The sequence below is a fragment of the Streptomyces sp. NPDC111656 genome (genome assembly GCF_055656965.1).
The window spans coordinates 515616-540050 of sequence record NZ_JBVKCA010000005.1 but is presented as its reverse complement, the minus strand read 5'-3'; the positions used below and the strand labels follow the sequence as shown (position 1 = coordinate 540050).

The following is a 24435-nucleotide window of genomic DNA, read 5'->3' as shown; positions in this document are numbered from 1 at the left end:
CTCAGGCGGCCGTTTCCAGACGCTCCTCCGTCGCGGCCGGACGGGCGCCCAGGTCCCTCAGGAGGGCGTGGGCGGCCCGGCGGCCCGAATGTAGGGCGCCCTGGACCGTGCCGGTGTCCCGGTGGTCCCCGCAGACGTACAGGCCCGCCAGGAGGCGTACAGGGCGGCGCAGGTCGTGCGGCGGGGGCATAGCGGGGACCGCGTCACGGGTGTGGTGGACCGCGAGGAGTTCCCAGCGGCTCGTCGACGTGCCGTAGAGGCGGGCCAGTTGGGCGCGGACCGCGGTGTCCAGGTGGGCGGCGGCCGGGGGAGTGCCCAGCACCGTCGAGGAGACGAGCGCCCGTCCGGCGGGGGCGCGGGACGGGTCGACCTGGCTGATGACCGCCGTCTGCGCCACCGGGCCGCTCCGGTCGGCGTCCAGCAGCAGGGCCGGGTCGGTCAACGGGGGCTCGTCCGTGGTGTGGTGCAGGACCGTCACCGGATGGAAGGCCGGGACGCGCAGACCGGGCAGCAGCCGGGCCGCGGCGCGGGCTCCGGTCGCCAGCAGGATGGCCCGGCAGGTGAGTTCGCCGTGGTCCTTCGTCGTCACGGTGGTCGTGGAGACCGCGGTGACCTCGACGCCGGTGTGGACGGTGCCCGGGGGCAGGGAGGCCGCCAGGAGCTCCGGCAGGGTGTCCGCGCCGCCCTCCGGCAGACACAGCCGGCCCGACGCGAACGAATGCAGGGCGAGGTCGGCGGCGCGGCTGGAGGTGGTGAGGGCCGGGTCGCACAGGAGTGCGGCGAGCAGGGGGCGCAGAAAGCCGTCGACCGTACGGGGCGGCAGACCACGGGTGGTCAGCGCCTGTGCGGTGGGGAGGTCGGGGCGGGTGAGGAGGCGTTCGGGTGGTGTGACGGCGAGGCGGGCGAGGGCGGTGGCCAGGCGGGTCTGGTCGAGGTGGCCGCCGAGGGGGCCGGGGCGGGAGGACTGGCTCCGGGGGAGACGGGGGGCGCTTGCGAGGGCGCGCGCGGCGGTGAGTGCGCCCCTTGCGCTCCGGGGGGTGGTGGGGGCGGCGGCGCGGTGGTGACGGCCGTCGCTGTGCAGCAGCACGCCCGGGGAGAACGGGCGCAGGGCCAGGGTGTTCAGGCCCGGGGTGCGGTGCAGTTCGGGGTACGAGGTGGACAGGAGTCGGCCGATGCGGTCGAGCCGGAAGCCGTCCACCTTCTCCGTCGTCATGCGGCCGCCCACGGTGGGGGCGGCCTCCAGCACCTTCGTCGTGAGGCCCGCCCTGGTCAGGTGCTGGGCGGCCGCGAGTCCCGCGGCTCCGGCCCCGACGATGACGACGTCCACGTCCGCCTTGCATACGGGCTCTAGCACGTACCCCTCCTCGAGGTTGCGCGGCCGGTGGGAACGTCATGCCCCCAACGTGCCCTGGGGATACCTGAGTTCGGGTCGAGGGTAGGTGCGTCTGGAGCCGTGGACAGTCGCGCGTCGGGCGTGCACGGTCGCATGGGGGTGCACGGATTCTTTGTCCGCGGGTGAGTGGGGGCCGTTCGCGCAGTTCCCCGCGCCCCCGAGGCGGGGCTCCGCCCCGCATCCCCGGGCCGCCCGGATCGGTTTGGCTGCGGGCCGGTGGGGGTTGGTCGCGCAGTTCCCCGCGCCCCTTGGGCGGGGCTGCGCCCCGGATCCCCGTCCGGCTGTAGTTGTTCGGGTGCGGGCTGGTGGGGGCTGGGCGCGCAGTTCCCCGCGCCCCTGAAAGCCTCGGCTCGCCCTCGTTTTCAGCCCGTCCGGCGTTTGAGGACGAGGCCGTTCAGGCCGATCGGGGGGCGGGGTGCAGGGCCGCTCGCAATGCCCCCTCGATCGTCGGGAAGGCGAAGGTGAAGCCGGAGGACAGGAGGCGGGTGGGGTGGACGCGTTGGCTGCCCAGGATGTCGCCGGACATGTCGCCGAGGGCGAGGCGCAGGAGGGGAGCCGGGGTGGGGAAGACGGTGGGCCGATGCAGGACGCGCCCCATCGCCTCGGTGATCTCCCGGTTGGTGAGGGGCGTCGGCGCGGTGAGGTTCACCGGCCCGGACAGCGACGGCGTGTCGATGAGATGCCGGATCGCGGCCACCTCGTCATGCAAAGAGATGTAGCTCCAGTACTGGCGGCCGTCCCCCATTCGCCCCCCGAGCCCCGCCCTGAAGAGCGGAAACAGCTTCCCCCAGGCCCCACCCTCACGGGCCACCACCAGCCCCGTACGGGCGAAGACGGTACGGACACCCGCCTCCCGCGCCGGCTCCGCCGCCCCCTCCCACGCCACGCACACGGAGGGAAGGAATCCCTCCCCGGGCGGCGCCGACTCGTCCACCACCCGGTCGCCCGTCTCGCCGTAGAACCCGATCGCACTCCCGTTGACGAACACCCGCGGCCGCTCGTCCAGAGCGGCCACCGCCGCGGCCAGCGTCGCCGTCCCCCGCACCCTGCTGTCCAGGATCTTCCGCTTGTACGCCTCCGTCCACCGCCGCGAAGCGACCCCCGCCCCCGCGAGATTGACCACCGCCGCGCACCCGGCGAGCCCCGCGGCGTCCATCCGCTGCCCGTCCGGATCCCACCGCACCTCGTCCTTCCCACGGGGCGCACGCCGTACGAGGCGGACCACCTCGTGCCCGTCCGCGGTCAAGGAGCGCGTCAGGGCCGAACCGATCAGGCCGGACGCACCGGCGATCGCGATACGGGACCTACGGGAATCCGGAGCGAGCGGTGAGTCGTTCATGCGCCCATCCTGCCGCGCGCGCCGGGAAAGTACGGGACGGGACCGCGCGCGGCCGCCGTAAAGTGACCTTCATGCCGGTACCGCTCATACGCATCGCCACCCTCGACGACGAGGACGCGCTCGGCCGTCTCGACCGTGTCACCTGGTCCACCCTGCACGCCGTCGCGCCGCGCCCCCAGCCGCCGTACGAACCCTTCTACAACGAGCGGTTCGGCCCCCAGGACCACCACGTCGCCGAACTCGACGGCGTCCTCGTCGGCTACATCCGGCTGGGCTATCCCACGCCCCTCGCCTGCAACTCCCACGTCCGGCAGATCCAGGGACTTGTCGTCGCCGAGGAGGCGCGCCACGCGGGCGTCGGACGAGGGCTGCTGCGGGCCGTGATGGACGGGGCCCGACGGCAGGGCGCCCGGCGGATCACGCTGCGCGTCCTCGGGCACAACACCCCGGCACGGAAGCTGTACGAGTCCGAGGGCTTCCAGGTGGAGGGCGTCCTGCCCGAGGAGTTCCTGCTCGACGGCGACTACGTCGACGACGTGTTCATGGGCCGCTTTCTCTGAGCTACGAGGTGATCAGGTCGCCCGTGTCCACCGGTGTCGTCGAGGCCGCCGCGCGCCGGGCGTCGCCCGCGACCTCGTCGGCCGTCAGGACGTAACCCGTCTCGTCGTCCGAGGTGGAGCGGGCGAACACGACGCCGTACACCCTGCCGTCGGTGGTGAGGAGCGGGCCGCCGGAGTTGCCGGGGCGGACGGTGGAGCGGATCGAGTAGATCTCCCGGGTGACCATGCTCGAGTTGTAGATGTTCTGGCCCCGCGCGTTGATCCGGCCCGCGACCGTGGCCGCCTGGAGATCCAGACCGCCGTCCTGCGGATAGCCCGCGACGACCGCCGAGTCGCCGCGCTTGGCGCTGTCGTCGAAACGCAGGAGGGGGACCCTGAGGTCCGGTACGTACAGGACCGCGACGTCCTTGCGCGGGTCGAAGAACACCACCCGCGCCGAGTACACACGGCCCACACCGCCCACCCGCACGGTCGGGTTGTCGATGCCCGCCACCACGTGGGCGTTGGTCATCACGTGCTGCGCCGCGTACGCGAACCCGCTGCCCTCCCGGCCCTGGTTGCCCGCGGCGCCCTCGATCTTCACCGTGCTGCGCTTGGCGGCGCTCGTCGCCGCCGCGGTGACGCTGTCGCCGGAGGGCTTCGCGACACCCGCGGTCGGCTCGTTCTCGAACGGGTTGAAGACCTGCGGGAAGCCCGCCTCCGTCAGCGCCGAGGTGGCCCGCGAGAACCAGGTGGGCGTGGTGTCCGGCATCGCCGTCTGTACGGCGCCCAGCAGCGCGGAGTTACGGATCGACTGGGTGATGAGGGTGGACGAGGAGGCTCCCAGGACGCTCGCGGCGACCCAGGCCACCAGCAGCACCGCCACCGTGTTCGCCGCCGCTCCGCCGACCCCGTCGGCCACCCGCAGCGGCCCCTGGTCCAGCTCGCGGCGCAGCTTCAGCGCCAGCCGGCCCGCCAGCTCGTGGCCCACCACGGCGGGCACCAGCACCGTCAGCACGGCCGTCACCGTCGCCGCCGACGTCCCCGCCGTCACCAGGTCCATCATCCACGGCAGCACCCATACGCCGATGACGGCGCCGCCCACGAACCCGGCCAGCGAGACACAGCCGGCGACCAGCCCGCGCCGGTAGCCGGACGCCGCGTAAGCAAGGATCACCAGCAACAGCAGGATGTCGAGCAGGTCCACGGAGCCGCCTTTCTCTTGGGCCCCTTAGTACGCGTGGGGCAGGCCCAGTGATCAGGCACGCGCGCGTGGAGCCGGGAAACGGCCACGTGTGCGTGGACCTGTAAAAACGTCCCGGACCAGGACGATGGTTCCACCAGGTGGCACAGCACACATCGCGAGGTGATCGGAACCGGGTCAGGGTGGCTCCATGCGTGTCTTCCGAAAGGCGCGGGGAGCGTGGACGCGGCTCGCGCGGTGGGTGTGGGCGCGGCGTGCCGCCGTCGTCGTGCTCGGGTGCGTGCCCGGTCTGCTCGCCGTGCTCGCGCTGGTGGTGTGTGCGGAGGGGGTCGACCGGCCGGTCGACCCCGGGCGCGAGCGGCCGGTGGCCGCGCCGCTGCCGGCGGGTCCGCATCGCGCGGCGCGGCCGGTCATCGTGCCGCGGTCGCGGTGGCTGGACGCCGGGAGCACGCACACGCAGCCGCCCGCCCGCTACGACGACCACGTCGTCGCGGTCTTCGTGCACCACACCGACTCGCCGAACGCGTACGAGTGCGCCGACGTGCCCCGCATCATCCACTCCCTGTACGCCGGTCAGACCGGTGTCCGGCGGTGGGACGACATCGGGTACAACTTCCTCGTCGACCGCTGCGGCACGATCTACGAGGGGCGGGCGGGTGGGGTCGACCGGGCCGTCACCGGAGCGCATACGCAGGGGTTCAACCATGGCACCGCGGGGATCGCGGCCATTGGTACGTTCGGGGCGGGGACGCCGGTGCCGCGGGCGATGACCGAGGCGATCGCCGCGTTGGCGGCGTGGAAGCTGGGGCTGTCCGACGTGGATCCCCGTGCCAAGGTGCGGCTCGTCTCCAGCAACGACCTCAGCCGTTACACCGCCGGTACGAGTGTGGTGCTGCCCACGCTGGTCGGCCACGACGCGGGCTTCATGACCAACTGTCCCGGCGCCGCGCTGACGTCCCAACTGCCCCGAATCCGCGCCAGAGCCGCCCACCTCCAGGGCCGCTGACCCCGCCCGCACACGCCGCCTGCCGGCCGGTGGGGGCTGGGCGCGCAGTTCCCCGCCTCCCTAAGACGGGGCTTCGCCCCGCGTCCCCAGGCCGCCCGCTGTCGTTCGGCTGCCGGTCGGTGGGGGCTGGTCGCGCAGTTCCCCGCGCCCCTGAAAGTCTCGGATCGTCCGGCGTTTGAGGACGAGGCCGTTCAGGCCGATGGGGGGTTTGGGGGCGGAGCCCCCAAGTGGGATGGGACGGGTAGGGGCGGCGGGGGCGAGGAACGCGTTCACAGGCAGCCCATGGTCGAGTCAACGGTGTCTCAGATCGCTGCTCTCTAGTGTCCTTCTCGTAACAGCCGACTGGAGGTGGGGAAGATGAGCAGCAGGCGTACCGAGAAGACGGGCAAGGCGAACAAGGCGGCCGGCACGGGAGGTTGGAACACGGCTTTGCGAACCCCGTGGACCGTGGCCTGCGCCGTGGTGACGGTCCTCGTGGGCCCCGCCGCGGCCACCGCCTCGGCACTGGACCGAGCCAACGCCGCACCCCCGTACCACGCCCACGAGAACCACGAAGACCACAAGAACCACGAGACGCACGTCCCGTACGTCACCCCGTACGCCACGTTGCCTCAGTCCCTGAAGCGCTCCCACAGCCTGGGATAGCGCTCGGCCAGCACGGACTCGTTCTCGAAGTCGAGCGGCGTACCCTCCGGCTCGGGCGACGCGGGCGGAATGCCCAGGTCGGGCGCGACGACCCCGGTCAGCTGCTCGTACGCCTCGTCCGCGGCGTACCCGAGCTCCTCACCGTCCCCGTCGAGGTCCTCGTCGAAGTCGTCCAGGAGCTCGGCGAGCGCGTCGGGATCGTGCATCGCGCCCTCGAAGACCTCCCGGCCCTGGCCGATCAGCCAGCACCGGAAGAAGTCGAAGGCGTCGTCGCTCACCCCGTCGAGCAGGACCCACGCCGCGCCCCACAGATCCCAGCGGTAGGCGCGGTTGTAGCGGGCCTCGAAGTGACGGGCGAAGTCGAGCACGGCGTCCGGGTCCAGCTGGACGAGCCGTTCGACGAGCAGGTCGGCGTGGTCCTCGGGGTCGCCCTCGACGGCCTCGCGGGTCGTGTCCACCAGCTCCCAGAACTCCGTCTCGTCCATCACGGGTCCAGCATCGGGCCTGAGCGGGAGTGACGCACGCGGAGTGCCGCAGATTGTTATGCGCGCACATGCCGACGGTAAAACCGCGGGCTACGAGGCGTTTTCCCGGTACAGCGCCGCCAGCCGCACCGCGTCCCCCGCGAATCGGTCCCGCAGCGCCGCGGGCGAGAGCACCTCCACCTCGGGCCCGAGCCCCGTCAGTTGCCCATGGGCGACCTCCTCGGACTCGACGGGGAGGGTGACCGTCACCCACCCCCGCCCGTCGGGGTCGCCGCACCCGCCCAGCGCCTGTCTCGCGGACGCGGGGTCGACGGCGTACGCAAGTCTGCGCACGCCCTCCGGAGACAGCCGTACGACGGCCTCCGCCCGCAGGATGGACCGTGCGAACTGCTCGGCCCGCTCCGCCCAGAACCCGGGCAGGTCGAACCCGTCCTCCCGGGTGAAGCACTCCGTGGCGGGCCTCACCTCCGTGAAGCGGTCGATCCGGTAGACCCGGAAGGGGCCGGATCCGGTTGCCCCGGGCTCGGGCACCCGCGCGCACAGGTACCAGACGCCCGCCTTCAGTACGAGCCCGTACGGTTCGAGCACCCGCTCCACCTCGGCCGTCCCGCGCCGGTACCCCGCGGTGATCCGACGGTCGTCCCAGACCGCCTCGGCGACCGCGGGCAGCAGCTCGGGCGTCTCGGGCTCGTTGAACCACGCGGGCGCGTCCAGATGGAACCGCTGTCCCGCCGCCCGCGAGGCGTCCCGCAGGGAGGGGAGGAGGGCGGCGGACACCTTCAGGCGCGCGGCGGAGGCGGCGTCCTCCAGACCCATGTCCCGCAGGGCCCCCGGCACCCCGCTCAGGAACAGCGCCTCCGCCTCCGTACGCGCCAGGCCCGTCAGCCGGGTGCGGTAGCCGCCGATCAGGCGGTAGCCCCCGGCCCTGCCCCGGTCCGCGTACACCGGAACCCCCGCCTCCGACAGCGCCTGCGCGTCCCGCGTGATCGTCCGTTCGGACACCTCGAGCTCCCGCGCCAGCTCGGCGGCGGTCATCGACGGCCGTGACTGGAGCAGCAGCACCATCTTGATCAGGCGGGCAGCACGCATACGGCCATGATGCCGGGCCCCACTGACAGCGAAGGGGCGCCGCCGGAACGCCGAAGGGCGCGGCGGCCGTAGCCACCGCGCCCCTTCACGTCACACATGGAACAGGCGGACCGTCAGAGTCCGTAGCGCTCCCGCGCTTCCTTCACCGCGGACGTCTTGACCTCGCCCCGCCGTGCCAGCTGCGCCAGCGCCGCGACGACGATCGACTGCGCGTCGACGCCGAAGTGGCGACGGGCCGCCGCACGGGTGTCGGAGAGGCCGAAGCCGTCGGCACCGAGCGAGGAGTAGTCCTGCTCGACCCACTGCGCGATCTGGTCCGGGACCTGGCGCATGTAGTCGGAGACCGCGAGCACCGGGCCCTCGGCGCCGTGCAGCGCCTGGCGGACGAACGGCACCCGCTCCTCGCCGCGCAGCAGGGCCGCGTCGGCCTCCAGCGCGTCGCGCCGCAGCTCCGTCCAGGAGGTCGCGGACCACACGTCGGCGGCCACGCCCCACTCCTCGGCGAGCAGCTTCTGCGCCTGAAGGGTCCAGTGGATCGCCGTGCCGGAGCCCAGCAGCTGGATGCGCGGGGCGTTGGCGACGGGGGACAGGCCCGCCGACTCGGCCGTGTTGAAGCGGTAGAGGCCCTTGACGATGCCCTCGTCGATACCGAGGCCGGCCGGCTTGGCGGGCTGCGGCATCGGCTCGTTGTAGACCGTCAGGTAGTAGAAGACGTTCGAGTCCTCGCCCGGGGCCGCCTCGCCGTACATCCGGCGCAGACCGTCCTTGACGATCGTCGCGATCTCGTACGCGAACGCCGGGTCGTAGGACAGGGCGGCGGGGTTGGTCGCCGCGATGACCGGGGAGTGGCCGTCGGCGTGCTGGAGGCCCTCGCCCGTCAGCGTCGTACGGCCGGCCGTGGCGCCGACGAGGAAGCCGCGGCCGAGCTGGTCGCCGAGCTGCCACATCTGGTCGGCCGTGCGCTGCCAGCCGAACATCGAGTAGAAGATGTAGAAGGGGATCATCGCCTCGCCGTGCGTGGCGTACGCGGTGGACGCGGCGATGAAGTCCGCCATGGAGCCGGCCTCGGTGATCCCCTCGTTGAGGATCTGGCCGTCCTTGGCCTCCTTGTAGTACATCAGCTGGTCGCGGTCGACCGGCTCGTACGTCTGGCCCTTGGGCGAGTAGATGCCGAGGGAGGGGAAGAGGCTCTCCATGCCGAAGGTGCGCGCCTCGTCGGGGACGATCGGCACCCAGCGCTTCCCGGTCTCCTTGTCGCGGACGAGGTCCTTGACCAGGCGGACGAACGCCATCGTGGTCGCCACGTTCTGCGAGCCGGAGCCCTTGTCGAAGGACGCGAACGCCTTGTCGGCGGGGGCGGGCAGCGGGGCGAGCGCGTGCGTACGGCGGGCCGGGGCCGGGCCGCCGAGGGCCGCGCGGCGCTCCTGGAGGTAACGGACCTCGGGGGAGTCGGCGCCCGGGTGGCCGTAGGGAACCACGCCGTCGACGAACTGGCTGTCGGAGATGGGCAGCTCGAGCAGGTCACGCATCTGCTTGAACTCGTCCGTCGACAGCTTCTTCATCTGGTGGTTGGCGTTCTTGGACGCGAAGCCCGTGCCGAGCGTGAAGCCCTTGACCGTCTGGGCCAGGATCACCGTCGGCGCGCCCTTGTGGGCGAGGGCGGCGCGATAGGCCGCGTACACCTTGCGGGACTCGTGGCCGCCGCGGGAGAGGTGGAAACACTCGGTGATCTTGTCGTCGCTGATCAGCTTCGCCATCTCGACGAGCGCCGGGTCGGCGCCGAAGAAGTCCTGGCGGATGTAGGCGGCGTCGCGGGTCTGGTACGTCTGCACCTGCGCGTCGGGTACCTCGCGCAGGCGGCGTACGAGCGCGCCCGTGGTGTCGAGCTGGAACAGCTCGTCCCAGGCCGAGCCCCACAGCGACTTCACGACGTTCCAGCCGGCGCCGCGGAACTGGGCCTCCAGCTCCTGCACGATCTTGAAGTTGGCGCGGACCGGGCCGTCGAGGCGCTGCAGGTTGCAGTTGATGACGAAGGTCAGGTTGTCCAGGCCCTCGCGGGAGGCGAGTGCGAGTGCCGCGGTCGACTCGGGCTCGTCCATCTCGCCGTCGCCGAGGAACGCCCACACGTGGGACTGCGAGACGTCCTTGATGCCGCGGCTGGTCAGATAGCGGTTGAAGCGCGCCTGGTAGATCGCCGACAGCGGGCCGAGGCCCATGGAGACGGTCGGGAACTCCCAGAGCCAGGGCAGGCGCCGCGGGTGCGGGTACGACGGGAGGCCGTTGCCGCCCGCCTCCTGGCGGAAGTTGTCGAGGTGCTGCTCGGTGAGCCGGCCGTCGAGGAAGGCGCGGGCGTAGATGCCGGGGGAGGCGTGGCCCTGGATGTAGAGCTGGTCGCCGGAGCCGGGAGCCTCCTGGGACTCCTTGCCCTTGAAGAAGTGGTTGAAGCCGGTCTCGTAGAGCCAGGCCGCGGAGGCGAAGGTGGCGATGTGGCCGCCGACGCCGTGTTTCGCGCCCCGGGTCACCATCGCGGCCGCGTTCCAGCGGTGCCAGGCGGTGATCCGGGCTTCCATCGCCTCGTCGCCGTCCACGACGGGCTCGGCGGCGGTGGGGATGGTGTTGACGTAGTCGGTCTCAAGCAGCTTGGGCAGCGCGAGACCGTTGCCCTCGGCGCGCTCCAGCGTGCGGCGCATCAGATACGCGGCACGGTGCGGCCCGGCCGCCTGGGTGACGGCGTCCAGGGAGGCCTGCCATTCGGCGGTCTCCTCGGGGTCGCGGTCCGGGAGCTGGTCGAGCTCGCTCGGCTGGATTGCGGTGGGGTCGGTCATTGCGCCGCCTTCCGGATGCGGAGGGGGGTTCCCTCATCGGCAAGGGGTTTTCGGGGGTGCCCTTATGTCTTTGGCAGGACAGGGCGGCGGGCTCTGGTGGGAGCCCAGCGCTGACTGTAACTCCCTGATCGATGATCGATCAAAGGGTTGAAGGCGAAAACCTCTTCGTAGCGCAAAAGTCGGCACGGGGTGCCTTGACGACAGGCACGGGGTGCCTTGGATTCCCAGGGTTTCCCCAGGTGAGCGCGGGTGCGCTCGGCTGTGTCAGGGGCGCGGCGCGCAGCCCAGCACATGCGCCTTCACCAGGTCGGCGATCAGCGGATCCCGGCGCCGGAAGGCGTCCACGAGCGCCTCGTGCTCCTCCGCGTACGACTGCTGGACGGTTCCCAGCCAGCGGATGGACAGGGCGGTGAAGACCTCGATGCCCAGGCCCTCCCAGGTGTGCAGGAGGACGGAGTTGCCCGCGGCGCGCACGAGTTCGCGGTGGAAGGCGACGGTGTGACGGACCTGGCCGGTGCCGTCCGACAGCCGGTCGGCCTCGTACAGCGCCGTGACGTGCGGTTCCAGGGCCGAGCAGTCCTGGGCGAGGCGCTCGGCCGCCAGCTCGGCCGCGATGGCCTCCAGACCGGCCCGTACGGGGTAGCTCTCCTCCAGGTCGGCGGCCGTCAGGTTGCGCACGCGCACACCCTTGTTGGGCGCCGACTCGATCAGCCGCAGCGACTCCAGTTCGCGCAGCGCCTCCCGCACCGGGGTCTGGCTGACCTCCAGCTCGGTCGCGATCCGCCGCTCGACGATCCGCTCACCCGGTTTCCAGCGCCCGCTGACGATCCCCTCCACGATGTGCTCGCGGATCTGTTCGCGCAGCGAGTGGACGACGGGCGCGGTCATGAGGGGCTCCTTCGTTGGGGGTGGGCCGGCCCCAAGGGCGTTTGACCTTTAGACAATAAGGCCGCAGCCCCGTCGGAGAGAGGCGTACGGGGGCGCTTTCCTGCAGGTGAGACGAGACTTACACGCTGTCAGAGCGGCCGCGTACGTAAAGACCCGTACCGGGTGGGGTCCGGAGGCGTCACGTCCGTGTCACCCGGAGAACTCGCGGGCCCCGCACGGTGTGTGGGTCGGCACAGGGGTTTCGGCGCGGGGGTTTCCACGGGGGCTCCCGCGAACGCCAGGGGGTCGGCATGGGCGGATGGGGACGGAAGCGGGGGCTGCGCCGGGCCGCGGCGGCCTGGGCGGTCGTGGCCGTGGCGGCGTGCGGGCCCTTGGACACGGGGGCGGCCGTGCGGCCGAGTGCGACGCGGGCCCACGGCACCTCGGTCGCCTCCGGCGGGGCGTGCGTCTTCGTCAAGCCGGACGGCGCGCAGAAGTTCGGGCACGTCGGCTGGGGCTTCCGGATCACCGGCACCGACCGCTGGGTGTACGGCGCGGTGGAGAACCCGTCGAACGCGCTCTACACCCCGCCCGGCGGCGACATCGGCGCCTGGCGCGCGGAGGGCACGTACGCGCGGATGCTCAGCGACATGTCACGTGACGCGATCCCGCAAGCTCTCGGCTTCGCTCGAGCAGGGGGGACCCCCATCCCGGGGAAGTCCACGCACCCGTACAGCCGCTACCGCTGCACCGACTCGTCGACCAGTGACGTGAACTCCGCCCGCGCCATGATCCGTACGGTCGAGAAGCGAGGCTTCCTCGTCGGCGTCGACCCGGAGACGGGGGACCTCGGCTCGCGCGACTGCCTGGACGCCACGTACGACGTCCTCAGGGCGTACCGGACGCGGCACCTGACACCCGCGTACCCGACGGAGATCCCGAACCTGTGGGTGGAGACGCTGGTGCTGTGGTCGGACAGCGCGCTGAAGCCGCGGTGACCTGCGGCGGAAACGCGAAGCCCCCGTCCGGAAGGTTCCGGGCGGGGGCAGCGCGCGAGCGGGGTGGTTACAGGCCGAGCTCGACCTCGAACTCGCCCGCCTCCAGGATCGCCTTGACCGCGGTCAGGTAACGGGCCGCGTCGGCGCCGTCCACCAGACGGTGGTCGTAGGAGAGCGTCAGGTAGGTCATGTCGCGGACGCCGATGACCGTACCCTCCTCCGTCTCGATGACGGCCGGACGCTTGACCGTGGCACCGATGCCGAGGATCGCGACCTGGTTCGGCGGCACGATGATCGTGTCGAAGAGCGCGCCGCGCGAGCCGGTGTTGGAGATGGTGAAGGTCCCGCCGGACAGCTCGTCCGGAGTGATCTTGTTCGCCCGGACCTTGCCCGCCAGCTCGGCGGTGGCCTTGGCGATGCCGGCGATGTTCAGGTCGCCCGCGTGCTTGATGACCGGGGTCATCAGGCCCTTCTCCGAGTCCACCGCGATACCGATGTTCTCGGTGTCGAAGTAGGTGATCGTGCCCTCGTCCACGTTGATCCGGGCGTTGACGGCCGGGTGGGCCTTCAGCGCCTGGGCCGCGGCCTTCACGAAGAACGGCATCGGGGAGAGCTTGACGCCCTCGCGTGCCGCGAAGGAGTCCTTCGCCTGCGCGCGCAGCCGCATCAGGCGGGTGACGTCGACCTCGACGACCGAGGACAGCTGGGCCTGCTCGTGCAGGGCCTTCACCATGTTGTCGCCGATGACCTTGCGGATGCGGGGCATCTTGACGGTCTGACCGCGCAGCGGGGAGACCTCCAGGGCCGGCGCCTTCTTGGCTGCCGGGGCGGCCGCAGCAGCGGCCGGAGCCGGGGCAGCGGCGGCGGCCTTCGCGGCCTCGGCGGCGGCGAGGACGTCCTGCTTGCGGATACGGCCGCCGACGCCGGTGCCCTTGACGGAGGCCAGGTCGACGTAGTTCTCCGCGGCGAGCTTGCGCACCAGCGGGGTCACGTACGCGCCGTCGTCGGTGGCCTGCGCGGCCGGAGCCGGAGCCGGGATGACCGGGGCGGGCGCGGCGACCGGCGCGGGAGCCGGAGCGGCGGGCGCGACCGGGGCCGGAGCCACGGGCTGGACCGGAGCCGGGGCCGCAGCGGCCGGGGCGGCCGGAGCAGCGGGGGCCGGAGCCGGAGCCGCGGGGGCGGCCGGAGCCGGGGCGGCAGCGGCGGGGGCCGGGGCCGCGGGAGCCGGAGCGGCGGCCGGAGCCGCGCCCGGGGCACCGATGACGGCGAGCTTCGCGCCGACCTCGGCGGTCTCGTCCTCGCCGACCACGATCTCCAGCAGCACGCCGGCGACCGGCGCGGGGATCTCGGTGTCGACCTTGTCCGTGGAGACCTCGAGCAGCGGCTCGTCCTCCGCGACCTCCTCGCCGACCTCCTTCAGCCAGCGGGTGACGGTGCCCTCGGTGACGGACTCGCCCAGCGCGGGCAGCACGACGTCGGTACCGGAGGCGCCACCGGCCGGAGCGGCGGGAGCGGGAGCGGCGGCGGGGGCGGGGGCCGGGGCCGCGGGGGCCTCGGCGACCGGGGCGGGAGCGGCCGGAGCCGGGGCGGCCACGGGCTCGGCGGCCGGAGCGGGAGCGGCGGCGGGCGCGCCCGTGCCGTCGTCGATGACGGCCAGCTCGGCGCCGACCTCGACCGTCTCGTCCTCGGCGACCTTGATGGAGGCGAGGACACCGGCGGCGGGGGAGGGGATCTCGGTGTCGACCTTGTCGGTCGACACCTCGAGCAGCGGCTCGTCGGCCTCGACGCGCTCGCCCTCGGCCTTCAGCCAGCGAGTGACAGTGCCCTCGGTGACGCTCTCGCCGAGCGCCGGAAGGGTTACGGAAACCGCCATGGTTTCTGTTGCTCCTTACGAATGGTGCGGAAGTCTGTGGTCGTCGTCGCGCCCAGGGGCGACGCGATGACTGAAATCAGCCGGGGACTGGATCAGTCGTGCGAGTGCAGCGGCTTGCCCGCGAGGGCCAGGTGGGCCTCGCCGAGCGCCTCGTTCTGCGTCGGGTGGGCGTGGATGAGCTGGGCGACCTCGGAGGGCAGCGCCTCCCAGTTGTAGATCAGCTGGGCTTCGCCGACCTGCTCGCCCATGCGGTCGCCGACCATGTGGACGCCGACCACGGCACCGTCCTTCACCTGGACGAGCTTGATCTCGCCCGCGGTGTTGAGGATCTTGCTCTTGCCGTTGCCCGCGAGGTTGTACTTCAGGGCGACGACCTTGTCCGCGCCGTAGATCTCCTTGGCCTTGGCCTCGGTGATGCCCACGGAGGCGACCTCGGGGTGGCAGTACGTCACCCGGGGGACACCGTCGTAGTCGATCGGAACGGTCTTGAGACCGGCCAGACGCTCCGCCACCAGGATGCCCTCGGCGAAGCCGACGTGCGCGAGCTGGAGCGTGGGGACCAGGTCACCGACGGCGGAGATGGTCGGGACGTTCGTCCGCATGTACTCGTCGACCAGGACATAGCCGCGGTCCATCGCGACGCCCTGCTCCTCGTAGCCGAGACCGGCCGAGACCGGGCCGCGGCCGACGGCGACGAGCAGGACCTCGGCCTCGAACTCCTTGCCGTCGGCGAGGGTGACCTTGACACCGTTCTGGGTGTACTCGGCCTTCGAGAAGAAGGTGCCCAGGTTGAACTTGATGCCGCGCTTGCGGAACGCGCGCTCAAGAAGCTTGGAGGAGTTCTCGTCCTCGACCGGGACGAGGTGCTTGAGGCCCTCGATCACCGTCACGTCGGTGCCGAAGGACTTCCACGCGGAGGCGAACTCGACGCCGATGACGCCGCCGCCGAGCACGATCGCGGACTGCGGGACGCGGTCCAGGACCAGCGCGTGGTCGGAGGAGATGATCCGGTTGCCGTCGATCACCAGGCCCGGCAGCGACTTCGGCACGGAGCCGGTCGCGAGCAGCACGTGGCGGCCCTGGATGCGCTGGCCGTTCACGTCGACCGAGGTGGGGGAGGACAGTCGGCCCTCACCCTCGATGTACGTCACCTTGCGGGACGCGATGAGACCCTGCAGGCCCTTGTACAGGCCCGAGATGACCCCGTCCTTGTACTTGTGGACGGCCGGGACGTCGATGCCCTCGAAGGTGGCCTTGACGCCGAACTGCTCGCTCTCGCGGGCCTGGTCGGCGATCTCGCCCGCGTGCAGCAGGGCCTTGGTGGGGATGCATCCCCGGTGCAGGCAGGTGCCTCCGACCTTGTCCTTCTCGATCAGGGCGACGTCCAGGCCCAGCTGCGCCCCGCGGAGCGCCGCGGCGTAACCGCCACTGCCACCGCCGAGGATCACTAGGTCGAAAACGGTGCTGGCGTCGTTCGCCACGTCACGTCCTCCATGCATGTGCGCCACGCCGGTCTCCAGTGACCGGTCGGCGGCTGGTGTCCGGCCGCTCTTCTTCGGCCCTGTGGTGGGGGCCCTGTCCTGCCGAGAACCCATCTTCGCACTTGTCCGGAGCGTTCGAGACGCCGGGCCTGTGTGTGAGAAGTCGCACTGTCCGAATACAGGGGTACCTCCGCGCCCCGACAAGGGGTGCGGAGGTACCGCGCGACCGGCCGCGTTTCACTCGCGGCCGTGAAGCACCGCTAGCCGAGATCGCCCGCGGCGGTCAGCTCGGCGAGTCGCACCAGCGTCCGCACCGCCGACCCCGTGCCACCCTTCGGCGTGTAGCCGAACGGGCCGGACTCGTTGAACGCGGGCCCGGCGATGTCCAGGTGCGCCCAGGTGATGCCCTCGCCCACGAACTCCTTCAGGAACAGACCGGCGACCAGCCCGCCGCCCATCCGCTCACCCATGTTGGCGATGTCGGCGGTCGGGGAGTCCATCCCCTTGCGCAGGTGCTCCGGCAGCGGCATCGGCCAGGACTCCTCGCCGACCTCCTCCGCGGCCTCGACGATCGCCGTACGGAACGCGTCGTCGTTGGCCATCACGCCGAAGGTGCGGTTGCCGAGCGCGAGCACCATCGCGCCGGTCAGCGTCGCCACGTCGATGATCGCGTCCGGCTTCTCCTCGGACGCCTTCCACAGCGCGTCGGCGAGCACGAGACGGCCCTCGGCGTCGGTGTTGAGGACCTCGACGGTCTTGCCGCTGTACATGCGCAGCACGTCACCGGGGCGGGTGGCGGAACCGGAGGGCATGTTCTCGGCGAGCGCCAGCCAGCCGGTGACGTTGACCTCGAGGCCGAGGCGCGCCGCGGCGACCACGGCGGCGAAGACCGCCGCCGCGCCGCTCATGTCGCACTTCATCGTCTCGTTGTGCCCGGCGGGCTTGAGGGAGATGCCGCCCGAGTCGTAGGTGATGCCCTTGCCGACGAACGCGAGGTGCTTGGTCGCCTTCGGCGAGGTGTACGACAGCTTCACCAGGCGGGGACCGGCGGCCGAGCCCGCGCCGACGCCGAGGATGCCGCCGTAGCCGCCCTTCTCCAGGGCCTTCTCGTCCAGCACCTGCACCTTGATGCCGTGCTCCTTGCCGGCGGCGGTGGCGACGGCGGCGAAGGACTCGGGATAGAGGTCGTTCGGCGGGGTGTTGATGAGGTCGCGGGCGCGGTTGAGCTCCTCGGTCACGGCCGTGGCGCGCGCGAGGGCCGCCTTGTACGCCGCGTCCCGGGGCTTGCCGCCGAGCAGCGTGACCTCGGCGAGCGGGGCCTTGCCGTTCTTCGCGTCCTTGCCGTTCTTGCCGTTCTCCTTGTAGGCGTCGAAGGCGTACGCGCCGAGCGCCGCGCCCTCCGCCAGGACGCCCGCGTCGGCGGCGTCGGTGATCGGCAGGGCGAAGACGGCCTTCTTGGCACCGGCGAGCGCGCGGGCCGCGGCACCGGCCGCGCGGCGCAGCGCCTCGGCACTGAACGTGTCGTCCTTCTCCGGGACGGCTCCCAGTCCGACGGCCACGACGACGGGCGCCTTGAAGCCGGTCGGCGAGGGCAGCTTCGTCACCTCGCCCTCGCCGCCGGATGCGCCGAGGGTCTCCAGGATCCCGGCGAGTGCGCCGTCGTACGCCTTGTCCACGGCCTCGGCGCCCGGTGCGACGACCGGGCCCTTGGCGCCCTTCGCGACACCGACGACGATCGCGTCGGCCCGCAGGCCGGACACCGCGGCGGTGCTGAGAGTCAGAGCAGTCACTGTGGTGAGATCTCGCTTCCATTGTTTTGCTGCGGCCGAATAGGGATGGGTCGACCGGGCCCTGACGAATGACCCTAGATCCGGCCTCAGGGAGTGTCTTTACCTGGGTGCCACATATTCGGGTCGAGCCTACGCGCGCCGCGGGGTTTCGCTCATTCCTACGCTCGCTGGAAGTTCAGCCGAGGGAAAGCACCACGAGGGCGGTGGTCGCCGCCGTCTCCGCGAGGCCGCCGAAGACATCGCCGGTGATGCCGCCGAAGCGGCGTGTGCAGTGGCGCAGGAGCAGTTCGGCACTCGCGCAGGCGGCGAGGACGGCCAGGGGGGCGCGTACGAGGTCGTACGTGCCGAGGAGCGCGCCGGCGCCGGCCGCCGCGACGGTGACGGCGAGGGTCACCAGCAGAGCGCCGCGTACGGGCACCGTGCCCGCGACCGCGGCACCCAGGCCCTCGGGGCGGGCCGGGGGCACCCCGGTGCGCGCGGCCAGGGTGAGGGCGAGACGGGCCGCGGTCGCCGAGACGACGGCCGCGAGCACACCCCGCGCCCACGAGGCCTCGTAGGCCTGGAAGAGCGCGGCCACCTGCGCCAGCAGCACGAAGAGCAGGGTGATCACGCCGAACGGGCCGATGTCGGACTGCTTCATGATGCGCAGCGCGTCCTCGGCGGGCTTGCCGCTGCCGAGGCCGTCCGCGGTGTCGGCGAGCCCGTCGAGATGCAGACCACGGGTGAGCGCGGCCGGTACGGCGGCGGTGGCGACGGCGGCCAGCAGCGGGCCCGCGCCCATCGCGAGCAGTGCCACGCCCACCAGGGCCGCGCCCGCCCCGACCACCAGCCCGGCGACGGGGGCGCACAGCATTCCGCCGCGCGCCGCCTCACGGTCCCAGCGGGTGACCGTGACGGGGAGCACGGTCAGGGTGCCGAAGGCGAAGCGGAGGCCGTGGGGGAGAGGGGTCCTGGACACCGGCGCAGGGTACCCGGGGAGGTGGCGGGCCGATCGAGGACGGGTGCGGCGGCCGGGCACGAGAGCCGCGGATAAAGTGCGCAATATGGGTCATTGGTTGCACAGGAACATCATCGAACCGGGAAAGCTGCCGCTTCTCCTGGCACTCGCCTCCTTCGTGCTGACCTTTGTGATCACCCGTGTCGTCGTCCGCCTCATCCGCGCGGGCAAGGGTCCGTTCGGCAACGTCAAGGCGGGCGGTCTGCACATCCACCACGTCGTGCCCGGTGTCGTCCTGACGGTGATCGGCGGCTTCGGCTCGGTGGCCAGTTACCGGCACGGCTTCGGCGCCGCCCTGTTCGCGGTGGTGTTCGGGGTGGGCGCCGGGCTGGTGCTCGACGAGTTCGCGCTGATCCTGCACCTCGACGACGTGTACTGGAGCGAGGAGGGCCGCAAGAGCGTCGAGGTCGTCCTGCTCACGGCGGCCCTCGTCGGCCTGGTGCTCGGCGGGTTCCTGCCCTTCGGGGTCAACGACATGACCCAGGAGGAACTTCAGGACCGCGGCGGGGTCATCCTGAGCGTCGCCGTGAACTTCCTCTTCGCCCTGCTCGCCCTGAGCAAGGGCAAGGCCCGCATGGCGATCTTCGGCGTGATCGTCCCGTTCGTCGCCCTCATCGGTGCCGTCCGGCTGGCCCGCCCGGTCTCCCCGTGGGCCAAGCGCTTCTACCGCCGCAGGCCGCGCGCCCGGGCCAGGTCGATGCTGCGCGCCTACCACCACGACCGCCGCTGGTTCGGCCAACGTCGCAAGCTTCAGGACTGGATCGGCGGAAAACCGGATCCCGTCCGGCCCCTGCCCGGCCGCCGGTGACGGCGACGGTGGCGGTGGCGGTGCCGCAGGATCGAGATCCCGTACAGCACGAAGACCGCGGCGAGCGCGGCGATGTGCTCCTTGCCCGCGAGGTTCCCCTTGAACGCCACCTCGATCATCATCGCCGCGACCACCCCCCACCCCGTCCAGTAGGCGCGATAGCGCCAGGCGACGAAGACGGCGAGGCCGACCACGGCCGCCGAGGGCCCGGTGTCCACGACCTGCGCGTCCGTCACGGGCAGCCCCAGCGGGTTGCCCGGGCTCAGTGAGATCGCCACGCGCGCGTAGAGCGTGCCGGCCAGCGTGGTGGCGTACGCGATGACGAGCATCCGCCACCAGCCCAGACAGATCTCGGCGATCCCGAACACGATGAGAAGTTGCAGCAGCGCGCCCCACACCGGCAGGTCGAGGGCCGGCACGAACAGGGAGAGCGGGGTGCGCAGCAGGGCGAGCCAGAGCGGCTCCTCGGCCCGCACGGAGCCGATGTCCTGCACGAACTGGAAGCCCCAGGGCTGGTTCTGCACGAACTGGAGGACGGCCGTCAGACAGACGGCCCCGAGCGTCACCGGCATCGCCCGCCATCGCTGTCCGGCGAGTGCCTCGCGCACGGTGAGGTACAGCAGTCCCCATTCGGCGCGGGCGAGGCGGGCGAGGGTGTTCACGCAGCGGTCCCCGTCCGTCCTGCTGTCCCGGTCCCCGTCCGGCAGGCTCCCCCCGTCTGTCCGGCCACCCTCATCGGTGCGACTCCAGGTGCCTGCGGTGCAGCCACTTCGGCAGTCCGGGTGCTTCGAGAAACCCCTCGGCGCGCGCGGCCGCGAGGCCGATGCGCAGCAGGTCCGCGCTCTTCTCGAAGAGCAGGAACCGGGGTTCCCAGATCGGCCGGTACTTGGCGTTGGCCCGGTACAGCGACTCGATCTGCCACCAGCGCGAGAAGAAGCTGAGCAGGGAACGCCACAGCCGCAGCACCGGCCCGGCACCGAGACGTCCACCTCGTTCGAAGACGGAACGGAACATGGCGAAGTTGAGCGAGACCTGGGTGATCCCGATCTCCTGGGCGCGGCGCAGGAGTTCGATCACCATGAACTCCATCAGCCCGTTCTCGGCGTCCCGGTCACGCCGCATGAGATCGAGCGAGAGTCCCCGCGGCCCCCACGGCACGAAGGACAGCAGCGCCCGCAACTCCCCCTCCCCGTCGGTGCATTCCAGCATCACGCACCGCCCGTCGCCCGGGTCGCCGAGCCGTCCGAGCGCCATGCTGAACCCGCGCTCGGTGGCCCCGTCCCGCCAGTCGTCGGCACGCCTCAGGAGGTACGCCATCTCGTCGGCCGGGATGTCCTCGTGCCGCCGGATGCGTACCTCGTACCCGGCCCGCTTGACCCGGTTGTAGGCCTGCCGGACCGTGCGCATGGCGCGTCCCTCGAGGGTGAACTCGGCGGTCTCGACGATCGCTTCGTCACCGAGTTCGAGGGCGTCGAGCCCGTGCCGTGAGTAGACGGTCCCCGCCTCCTCGCTCGCTCCCATCACCGCCGGGATCCAGCCGTGCGCGCGGGCCTCGGCGAGCCAGGGCTCGATGGCGCCGGGCCACGCCTCCGGGTCGCCGATCGGGTCGCCGGAGGCCAGCGAGACCCCGCCGACGACGCGGTACGCGACCGCGGCCTTGCCGGTCGGCGACCAGATCACGCTCTTCTCCCGGCGCAGCGCGAAGTAGCCCAGCGAGTCGCGGTCGCCGTGCCGGTCGAGCAGGGCGCGCAGCCGTTTCTCGTCGTCCTCGGTGAGCGGGTCGACGGCGCGGCGGGAGCGGAAGGCGGCGTAGAACACGGCGAGGACCAGCAGGGTGCTGAGCACGTTGATGGTGACGTTGACCCAGTTGGCGATCTCCAGGCCGTGGAAGCGGGAGTCGTCGGCGGCGACGGAGACCAGGCGCAGGGCGCCGTAGCGCCAGCGGTCCCAGAAGGTCGAACGGTAGGCGTCCTGCGCGCTGTTGGTGACCGTCACCAGCAGCGCGGCGAGCAGGGAGGCGACGAGCAGTCCGCCGACGGCGACGGCCGCGGCGAGCTTGGGGTTCGACCGGTCGCCCTTCGCGTAGAACTCCCGGCGGCCGATCACGAGCGAGACGACGAAGGCGGCGGTCAGGACGATGGAGACCCAGTTCTGGGCGTACTGGCGGATCTCCGGGAACGTCATCGCGACGGCGAACAGCATCAGGAACAGCCCGCTGAGCACGAAGTTCAGGATCCACGCGGCCCGTTTGCGGCGACGCATCGTGATGGCCAGGAACATGGTGAACACACCCGACGCGAATCCTGCCGTCAGCAGGTACGGGGTGAAGAAGTTCTCGGTGTTGTGGCGCCGTACGTCCTGCCCGAGCGACACCCACGCGGCGCTCAGGAAGTTGATGAACGCGACGGCCCGCAGGTACCAGACCGCGAAGGCGGCGGCTCTGCGCGACGCGCCGGTGGACAGGTGGTCCCCTTCACCCTGACGGGCCGGGACCCGCTCCTGGTCAGCGGCAATTCGGGCATCTCCCATAAAGGGCGATGATATGGGGCGGGGTGCGTCGTGCGGGGGAGGGGCGGTACGGGTGATGCGGGCCGGGGGATTGTTGCGGGGTGGGTTTCGCCAGTAGCTCTTTGGCCGCGGGCCGGTGGGGCCGGGCGCGCAGTTCCCCGCGCCCCTGAAGGCCTCGGGGTGGACGGCGTTCGCGGGCGAGGCCGGAGGTTGCCCCGCCCACCCCCGGCCCGCATCCTTCAGGCCGTCCGGCGTTCGAGGGCCAGGCCGTTCACTCGTTCTGGTCGGTGACCTCGGGCTCGGGCTCGGGGTCGGGGGCCGGAGTTTCCGGGAGTTCGGCGGAGAGGGCGGCGGCGGCCTGGACGAGGGAGAGGGCGAGGAGGGCTCCCGCGCCCTCGCCGACCGTGACGCCGTGGTCGAGGAGGGGTTCGAGGGCCATGCGGTCCAGGGCCTTCGCCTGGGCCGGCTCGCCGCTGTTCTGGCCGGCCAGCCACCAGTCCGGCGCCCGGAACGCGACCCGCTGCCCCACGAGGGCGCACGCGGCCGAGACGACCCCGTCGAGGACCACCGGCATCTTCCGCACCGCGCTCTGCAACAAGAACCCCGTCATCGCCGCGAGATCGGCGCCGCCCACCACCGCGAGCAGCTGCAGCTGATCCCCGAGCACCGGCCGAGCCCGCCGCAGGGCGTCCCGCACGGCCGCGCACTTGCGCATCCACGCGAGGTCGTCGATGGGCCGCCCGCCCCGCCCGGTGACCACGGACGCGTCGGTCCCGCACAGCGCCGCGACCAGCACGGCCGCCGCGGTGGTCCCGCCGACGCTCACATCGCCGAGCACCACCAGATCCGTACCGGAGTCCGCCTCCTCGTCCGCGACCGCGACCCCCGCCAGGAACGCGGTCTGGGCCTCCTCCAGAGTCAGCGCGTCCTCGACGTCGATCCGCCCCGACCCGCGCCGCACCCGATGCCCTGCGACCTCCGCGGGCAGCTCCTGCGGATCGCAGTCCAGCGCCATGTCGACGACCCGAACCGGCACGCCGAGCCGGCGCGCCAGCACCGCCGCGGGGCTCGCGCCCTCCAGGACCGCCCGCACCAACTGGTCGGCGGTGCCCGCGGGCCGCGCCGACACACCGAGTCCGGCGACCCCGTGGTCGCCCGCGAACAGCACCACACGCGGGTGCTCGATCGGCCGCACCGGCACCGCGGACTGCGCCGCCGCCAGCCACTCACCCAGTTCGTCGAGGCGGCCCAGCGCCCCGGGCGGCACGACCTGGCGCTCCCGGCGCGCCTCGGCGTCCCGGCGCACGCCTCCGTCGGGGCGCTCGATCAGATCGGTGAAGTCGTCGAGATTAAGCGAGCTCATTCGCCGAACAGTACCGGCAGCGATCGAACACGTCCGCGCCACGTCGTTGCGCCCCGGATCACGATCCGCTACGTACCGTTTGTGTCGGATTGTCGTACGGTTCGCTCGCGCGCCCCGCCGTCCCCCCACCCTGCCGTCCCCAGGAGCGTCCATGCCCCCCACGCCACCCCCGAGCGCCGAGCGCCGCGCCGCCTACGCGGCCGAACTCGCCCAAGGCACCGACCGGTTCCACGAACCGCGCCGGGAGGACTGTCCCTGGTGCGGCTCGAAGCGGCTGCGCACCCGGCTGCGGACGCCGGACCAGGTGCAGCGCAAGCCCGGCACGTTCGTCGTCGACGAGTGCGCGGACTGCTCCCACGCCTTCCAGAACCCCCGGCTCAGCGCGGAGGGGCTGGCCTTCTACCACCGGGACTTCCACGAGGGGCTCGACGGTCTCACCGACCGGCTCCTCGGCGCCCGCGGCAGCAGAGGGCGCCACCGGGCCGCCGCCCGCGCGCTGCTCCGCCACGCCGAGCCGGAGAGCTGGCTCGATGTCGGCACCGGGCACGGGCACTTCCCGGCCGTCGCCCGGGAGGTTCACCCGTACACGTCCTTCGACGGCCTCGACCCCACCCGGCGGGTCGAGAAGGCACGGGCGGCCGGGCACATCGAGGAGGCCCACCGCGGGCGGCTCACCGACCCCCGGATCATCGGGCGGCTGAGCGCCCGCTACGACGTGGTGAGCATGTTCCACCACCTGGAGCACACCCGCGACCCGCGCGAGGAACTGCGCGCCGCCCTGACGGTCCTGCGGCCCGGCGGTCACCTCCTCGTCGAAGTGCCGGACCCCGACTGCGCGTTCGGCGCGCTGCTGGGCAGGTGGTGGGTGTCGTACGGCCAGCCGCGCCATCTGCACCTGATGCCGCTGTCCAACCTGCTGGGCGAACTGGAGTCCCTCGGCTGCGAGATCGTCGCGACGGACCGCCGCGAACCGCACATCCCCTACGACCTCGCCGGCGCCCTCGCGCTGGCCCTCGGCCGCGTCCTGCCCGACCTCGACGCGCCCTGGCGCCCCACCCCGCCGACCCCGCTCCAGCGCGCCCTGCACACGGTCCTGGCCCGGGCGAGCGTCCCGCTGCTCGCCTCGGCCTCCGCCCTTGACCACGCGATGGCCCCGGTCTTCCGCCGCACCCGCTTCTCGAACGCCTTCCGGATCATCGCCCGCAGACAATCCTGAGCCCCGGTC

The 24435-nt window shown here is 72.2% G+C and carries 20 protein-coding genes; 6 read left to right on the top strand and 14 right to left on the bottom strand.

The window, feature by feature from the left end:
* Position 1 precedes the first annotated feature (1 nt).
* Complete coding sequence (locus tag ACZ7M3_RS18665) at positions 2-1354, bottom strand: NAD(P)/FAD-dependent oxidoreductase (protein ID WP_472064504.1); 1353 nt, start codon at positions 1352-1354, stop codon at positions 2-4.
* A 433-nt stretch (positions 1355-1787) separates the two neighbouring features.
* Complete coding sequence (locus tag ACZ7M3_RS18660) at positions 1788-2732, bottom strand: TIGR01777 family oxidoreductase (RefSeq protein ID WP_472064502.1); 945 nt, start codon at positions 2730-2732, stop codon at positions 1788-1790.
* Between the two features lie 71 nt (positions 2733-2803).
* Between ACZ7M3_RS18660 and ACZ7M3_RS18655 the strand changes: the two genes are divergently transcribed.
* Positions 2804-3292 carry a GNAT family N-acetyltransferase gene (locus ACZ7M3_RS18655; RefSeq protein WP_472064500.1) on the top strand — a complete coding sequence of 163 codons (489 nt, stop codon included), beginning with the start codon at positions 2804-2806 and terminating at the stop codon, positions 3290-3292.
* Between the two features lies 1 nt (position 3293).
* Here ACZ7M3_RS18655 and ACZ7M3_RS18650 read toward each other — a convergent pair whose 3' ends face one another.
* Positions 3294-4478, bottom strand: a complete 1185-nt coding sequence (locus ACZ7M3_RS18650; protein WP_452971887.1) for a MarP family serine protease — start codon at positions 4476-4478, stop codon at positions 3294-3296.
* Positions 4479-4665: 187 nt separating this feature from the next.
* Between ACZ7M3_RS18650 and ACZ7M3_RS18645 the strand changes: the two genes are divergently transcribed.
* Both ACZ7M3_RS18645 and ACZ7M3_RS18640 read left to right on the top strand, forming a co-directional pair.
* Positions 4666-5481: a peptidoglycan recognition protein family protein gene (locus ACZ7M3_RS18645; RefSeq protein WP_472064498.1), complete on the top strand. Its 816-nt coding sequence runs from the start codon at positions 4666-4668 to the stop codon at positions 5479-5481.
* Between the two features lie 357 nt (positions 5482-5838).
* Entirely contained in the window at positions 5839-6126 is a 288-nt protein-coding gene (locus ACZ7M3_RS18640) for a hypothetical protein (protein WP_472064496.1), read from the top strand.
* Here ACZ7M3_RS18640 and ACZ7M3_RS18635 read toward each other — a convergent pair.
* The 4 genes from ACZ7M3_RS18635 to ACZ7M3_RS18620 form a co-directional block, all read right to left on the bottom strand.
* Positions 6093-6611, bottom strand: coding sequence for a DUF4240 domain-containing protein (locus tag ACZ7M3_RS18635; protein WP_472064582.1), 519 nt, complete (start codon positions 6609-6611; stop codon positions 6093-6095). The genes ACZ7M3_RS18640 and ACZ7M3_RS18635 overlap by 34 nt on opposite strands.
* Before the next feature lie 90 nt (positions 6612-6701).
* Positions 6702-7700, bottom strand: a complete 999-nt coding sequence (locus ACZ7M3_RS18630; protein ID WP_472064494.1) for a helix-turn-helix transcriptional regulator — start codon at positions 7698-7700, stop codon at positions 6702-6704.
* A gap of 113 nt (positions 7701-7813) precedes the next feature.
* The gene (gene aceE, locus ACZ7M3_RS18625) at positions 7814-10525 is read right to left on the bottom strand and encodes a pyruvate dehydrogenase (acetyl-transferring), homodimeric type (protein WP_472064492.1); all 2712 of its coding nucleotides are present in this window, start codon (positions 10523-10525) and stop codon (positions 7814-7816) included.
* 264 nt (positions 10526-10789) lie between these two features.
* Positions 10790-11413, bottom strand: coding sequence for a GntR family transcriptional regulator (locus ACZ7M3_RS18620; RefSeq protein ID WP_054230749.1), 624 nt, complete (start codon positions 11411-11413; stop codon positions 10790-10792).
* Between the two features lie 290 nt (positions 11414-11703).
* On the opposite strand from ACZ7M3_RS18620, the gene ACZ7M3_RS18615 reads away from it, so the two are divergent.
* Entirely contained in the window at positions 11704-12390 is a 687-nt protein-coding gene (locus ACZ7M3_RS18615) for a hypothetical protein (protein ID WP_472064490.1), read from the top strand.
* Positions 12391-12457: 67 nt separating this feature from the next.
* Here the strand turns inward: ACZ7M3_RS18615 and sucB are convergent, their stop codons facing one another.
* The 4 genes from sucB to ACZ7M3_RS18595 form a co-directional block, all read right to left on the bottom strand.
* Complete coding sequence (sucB, locus tag ACZ7M3_RS18610) at positions 12458-14263, bottom strand: 2-oxoglutarate dehydrogenase, E2 component, dihydrolipoamide succinyltransferase (RefSeq protein ID WP_472064488.1); 1806 nt, start codon at positions 14261-14263, stop codon at positions 12458-12460.
* Between the two features lie 92 nt (positions 14264-14355).
* Complete coding sequence (gene lpdA, locus ACZ7M3_RS18605; RefSeq protein ID WP_472064486.1) at positions 14356-15744, bottom strand: dihydrolipoyl dehydrogenase; 1389 nt, start codon at positions 15742-15744, stop codon at positions 14356-14358.
* Positions 15745-16004: 260 nt separating this feature from the next.
* Positions 16005-17534 carry a leucyl aminopeptidase gene (locus ACZ7M3_RS18600; RefSeq protein WP_472064484.1) on the bottom strand — a complete coding sequence of 510 codons (1530 nt, stop codon included), beginning with the start codon at positions 17532-17534 and terminating at the stop codon, positions 16005-16007.
* A 175-nt stretch (positions 17535-17709) separates the two neighbouring features.
* Complete coding sequence (locus ACZ7M3_RS18595) at positions 17710-18492, bottom strand: adenosylcobinamide-GDP ribazoletransferase (RefSeq protein WP_351313116.1); 783 nt, start codon at positions 18490-18492, stop codon at positions 17710-17712.
* 85 nt (positions 18493-18577) lie between these two features.
* On the opposite strand from ACZ7M3_RS18595, the gene ACZ7M3_RS18590 reads away from it, so the two are divergent.
* Positions 18578-19339 carry a hypothetical protein gene (locus tag ACZ7M3_RS18590; RefSeq protein ID WP_472064482.1) on the top strand — a complete coding sequence of 254 codons (762 nt, stop codon included), beginning with the start codon at positions 18578-18580 and terminating at the stop codon, positions 19337-19339.
* Here the strand turns inward: ACZ7M3_RS18590 and ACZ7M3_RS18585 are convergent.
* From ACZ7M3_RS18585 to cobT, 3 genes are all read right to left on the bottom strand, one after another.
* Positions 19282-20001, bottom strand: coding sequence for a hypothetical protein (locus ACZ7M3_RS18585; protein WP_472064480.1), 720 nt, complete (start codon positions 19999-20001; stop codon positions 19282-19284). The two genes, ACZ7M3_RS18590 and ACZ7M3_RS18585, sit on opposite strands and share 58 nt — an antisense overlap.
* A gap of 70 nt (positions 20002-20071) precedes the next feature.
* Positions 20072-21868 carry a phosphatidylglycerol lysyltransferase domain-containing protein gene (locus tag ACZ7M3_RS18580; protein WP_452971861.1) on the bottom strand — a complete coding sequence of 599 codons (1797 nt, stop codon included), beginning with the start codon at positions 21866-21868 and terminating at the stop codon, positions 20072-20074.
* 250 nt (positions 21869-22118) lie between these two features.
* On the bottom strand, positions 22119-23210 hold the full coding sequence (gene cobT, locus ACZ7M3_RS18575; protein ID WP_472064478.1) for a nicotinate-nucleotide--dimethylbenzimidazole phosphoribosyltransferase: 1092 nt from the start codon (positions 23208-23210) through the stop codon (positions 22119-22121).
* A 151-nt stretch (positions 23211-23361) separates the two neighbouring features.
* On the opposite strand from cobT, the gene ACZ7M3_RS18570 reads away from it, so the two are divergent.
* On the top strand, positions 23362-24426 hold the full coding sequence (locus ACZ7M3_RS18570) for a class I SAM-dependent methyltransferase (protein WP_095855096.1): 1065 nt from the start codon (positions 23362-23364) through the stop codon (positions 24424-24426).
* The last annotated feature ends 9 nt before the right edge of the window (positions 24427-24435 follow it).

What these genes read in the sequence shown, in the direction of transcription:
- ACZ7M3_RS18660 (WP_472064502.1), bottom strand. Translation starts at nt 2,732, where the DNA reads ATGAACGACTCACCGCTCGCTCCGGATTCCCGTAGGTCCCGTATCGCG.
- ACZ7M3_RS18655 (WP_472064500.1), top strand. Translation starts at nt 2,804, where the DNA reads ATGCCGGTACCGCTCATACGCATCGCCACCCTCGACGACGAGGACGCG.
- ACZ7M3_RS18645 (WP_472064498.1), top strand. Translation starts at nt 4,666, where the DNA reads ATGCGTGTCTTCCGAAAGGCGCGGGGAGCGTGGACGCGGCTCGCGCGG.
- ACZ7M3_RS18640 (WP_472064496.1), top strand. Translation starts at nt 5,839, where the DNA reads ATGAGCAGCAGGCGTACCGAGAAGACGGGCAAGGCGAACAAGGCGGCC.
- ACZ7M3_RS18635 (WP_472064582.1), bottom strand. Translation starts at nt 6,611, where the DNA reads ATGGACGAGACGGAGTTCTGGGAGCTGGTGGACACGACCCGCGAGGCC.
- ACZ7M3_RS18630 (WP_472064494.1), bottom strand. Translation starts at nt 7,700, where the DNA reads ATGCGTGCTGCCCGCCTGATCAAGATGGTGCTGCTGCTCCAGTCACGG.
- aceE (WP_472064492.1), bottom strand. Translation starts at nt 10,525, where the DNA reads ATGACCGACCCCACCGCAATCCAGCCGAGCGAGCTCGACCAGCTCCCG.
- ACZ7M3_RS18620 (WP_054230749.1), bottom strand. Translation starts at nt 11,413, where the DNA reads ATGACCGCGCCCGTCGTCCACTCGCTGCGCGAACAGATCCGCGAGCAC.
- ACZ7M3_RS18615 (WP_472064490.1), top strand. Translation starts at nt 11,704, where the DNA reads ATGGGCGGATGGGGACGGAAGCGGGGGCTGCGCCGGGCCGCGGCGGCC.
- sucB (WP_472064488.1), bottom strand. Translation starts at nt 14,263, where the DNA reads ATGGCGGTTTCCGTAACCCTTCCGGCGCTCGGCGAGAGCGTCACCGAG.
- ACZ7M3_RS18590 (WP_472064482.1), top strand. Translation starts at nt 18,578, where the DNA reads ATGGGTCATTGGTTGCACAGGAACATCATCGAACCGGGAAAGCTGCCG.
- ACZ7M3_RS18580 (WP_452971861.1), bottom strand. Translation starts at nt 21,868, where the DNA reads ATGGGAGATGCCCGAATTGCCGCTGACCAGGAGCGGGTCCCGGCCCGT.
- cobT (WP_472064478.1), bottom strand. Translation starts at nt 23,210, where the DNA reads ATGAGCTCGCTTAATCTCGACGACTTCACCGATCTGATCGAGCGCCCC.
- ACZ7M3_RS18570 (WP_095855096.1), top strand. Translation starts at nt 23,362, where the DNA reads ATGCCCCCCACGCCACCCCCGAGCGCCGAGCGCCGCGCCGCCTACGCG.